A 2647-nucleotide genomic window follows, 5' to 3' on the forward strand; every position below is an offset into this window, starting at 1 on the left:
CGGCAGGCGGAACAGCGCCTCGAAGAAGCTCACCTTGCTGTGGGCGTCGGCCCCGACCATCACGTTCTCCAGCGCCGTCATCGACTTGAAGAGACGGATGTTCTGGAAGGTGCGGGCCATGCCGAGCTTGGTGATCTTGTGCCGCTTGCGGCCGGCCAGGTCCTGACCGTTGAACTCGATGGTGCCGGACGTCAGCGCGTACACGCCGGTCATGGCGTTGAAGCACGTCGTCTTGCCGGCGCCGTTGGGACCGATGAGGCCGAAGATCTCGCCCTCGTTGATCTCGAAGCTCACGTCGTTGAGCGCCGTGAGCCCGCCGAACTTCAGCGTGGCGTTGGACAGCCGCAGCACGGTCCGGCCCGTGGTGCGGGGCGCGGTGTCGGTCGCGGTGTCGGGCGTGGTGTCAGGCATGGGTCGCCTCCTCGTTGTCGGCGCCTTCCTCGAGTGCCTCGATCTCCGCCTCGGCCGCCTTCGCCCGGCGGGTGCGCCGCGGCGGGAACAGGCCCTCCGGGCGCCAGATCGCGAGCACCGTCAGCGCCAGCCCGAAGACCAGCAGGCGGTAGTCGGCGAAGTCGCGGAAGCGCTCGGGGAGGTAGGCCACGATCGCGCCACCGGCGATCGCACCCCACCGGTTGCCCGAGCCACCGACCACGACCGCGGCCACGAACAGCATCGACAGCAGCAGCGGGAAGCTCTGCGGGTTGATGTAGCCGGCCTGGCTGCTGGCGTAGAACGAGCCCGAGAGCCCGCCGATCGCCGCACCGAGGGCGAAGGCCATCAGCTTGTACTTGAAGGTCGGCACGCCCATCAGCTCGGCGGCGTCCTCGTCCTCGCGGGTCGCCTCCCACGCGCGGCCGACGCGGCTGGCCTTGATCATCCTGTCGCCGATGAGGAGCAGCAGCATGAAGGTGAGGATCAGCCAGTAGTACGGCACGGCGTCGCGCGAGCCGAAGGCCAGGAACGACGTCTTGTGCTCGAGGTCGACGATCGGGACGAAGCCGTCCCACGTCAGGCGCGGGATCTGGAACAGGCCGCCCTGGTCGAACGGCGGGTTCGGCGCGGCGCCGATGCCGGTCGGGTGCGGGATGTCCTTGATGCCGGCCGAGGCGCCGACCCACTCGACGTTCTGCACGGTGATGCGGATGATCTCGCCGAATCCGAGCGTCACGATGGCGAGGTAGTCGCCACGCACCCTCAGCGTCGGTGCTCCCAGCAGGACGCCCGAGACCATCGTGACGACCACCGCCGCGGGCAGCGCCAGGAAGAACGGCCAGTGCCAGTGGTAGGTCGTCAGCACGGCCGTGGTGTAGGCGCCGACGGCGTAGAACCCGACGTAGCCGAGGTCGAGCAGGCCGGCGTAGCCGATCACGATGTTGAGCCCGAGCGCCACGAGCGCGAAGGCGATGACGCGGAACATGACCGTGCCGAAGTCGATGCTGTTGGTGGTCAGGATCGGCGGGCGCAGCAGCGGCAGCGCGTAGACGAGGACGAGCAGCAGCGTCACCGCGACGACCTTGGCGGGCATCGGCAGGCCGGCGTAGCGCTCGCCGAGGCCGACGCGGTCCTTCTTGACCCTGGTCTCCTTGACCTTGGTGTCGTTGGCCATCACGCACGCGCCTTTCCGAGGGACTCGCCCAGCAGGCCGGACGGTCGGACGAGGAGGATCAGGACCAGCAGCACGAACGCCACGACGTCCTTCCACTCCGAGCCGAACACGGCGGAGCCCCAGTTCTCCATCACGCCGAGCACCAGGCCACCGAGCAGGGCGCCGCGCAGGTTGCCGATGCCGCCCATGACGGCGGCGGTGAACGCCTTGACGCCGAGGATGAAGCCGGCGTTCTGTCGCGTGGAGCCGATCTTCATCATGTAGAGCGTCGCGGCGGCGCCGGCCATCAGGCCGCCGATCAGGAAGGTCAGCTGCACCACGCGGGTGGAGTTGACGCCCATGAGGGCCGCGGACTCCGGGTCCTGCGCCGTGGCGCGGATGCCCCGCCCGAAGCGGGTGCGGCGCACGAACTGGTCGAGCGCGACCATCATCGCGAGCGCGGCGACGAGGATGACCAGGTCGACGTCGGTGACGGTGTAGCCGCCGATGTCGAACAGGCCCTTGGGCTGGATCGAGACGGGGTTGGAGTACACGTCGCGCGCCTTGCCGGGCACGACGTAGTCGCTCAGGTTGTCGTCGAGCCCGACCCAGGAGGCGAAGCGGTCACGCAGGCCCATCGCCTCGGCGAGGGCGAACGAGGCGCCGATGGCCGAGATGAGGGCGATCAGCTTGGGCGCGCCCTTCTTGATGAGCGGGCGGTACGCGAAGCGCTCGAGGAGCAGCGCGACGGCCGCTGACACGAGCATCGCCGCCACGAGGGCGGCGAGGAGGACGGGGAGGGCCTCACCCAGGCCCTGGTTCACACGGTCGGTGCCGTGGAGGAAGACGAAGGTCCACGCGACGGCGAAGGTGCCGTACATGAAGACTTCCGAGTGGGCGAAGTTGATGAGCTGGAGGACGCCGTAGACCATCGTGTAGCCGAGGGCGATGAGGGCGTAGATGGCACCGAAGACCAGTCCACCCGCGGTGTAGCTCATGAAGTTGTCGAAGCTGCCGAACAGCGCGCCGAAGTCCAAGGGTCGTTTCCTTCAACCAATCGAG

Annotated in this window: 3 protein-coding genes; all 3 read right to left on the minus strand. The window is 68.5% G+C overall.

Translation table 11 applies throughout. From position 1 onward, the window contains the following. The coding region (locus ACFFJG_RS20135; RefSeq protein WP_378520587.1) for an ATP-binding cassette domain-containing protein at positions 1–411 on the minus strand (411 nt) is incomplete at its 3' end. Continuing rightward, the gene (locus ACFFJG_RS20140) at positions 404–1606 is read right to left on the minus strand and encodes a branched-chain amino acid ABC transporter permease (RefSeq protein WP_378520588.1); all 1203 of its coding nucleotides are present in this window, start codon (positions 1604–1606) and stop codon (positions 404–406) included. The genes ACFFJG_RS20140 and ACFFJG_RS20135, both read right to left, overlap by 8 nt. Further along, on the minus strand, positions 1606–2622 hold the full coding sequence (locus tag ACFFJG_RS20145) for a branched-chain amino acid ABC transporter permease (RefSeq protein WP_378520589.1): 1017 nt from the start codon (positions 2620–2622) through the stop codon (positions 1606–1608). Before ACFFJG_RS20145 ends, ACFFJG_RS20140 begins: the two co-directional genes overlap by 1 nt. Positions 2623–2647 lie beyond the last annotated feature (25 nt).

Source organism: Nocardioides zeicaulis (assembly GCF_042432345.1).
GTDB lineage: Bacteria > Actinomycetota > Actinomycetes > Propionibacteriales > Nocardioidaceae > Nocardioides > Nocardioides zeicaulis.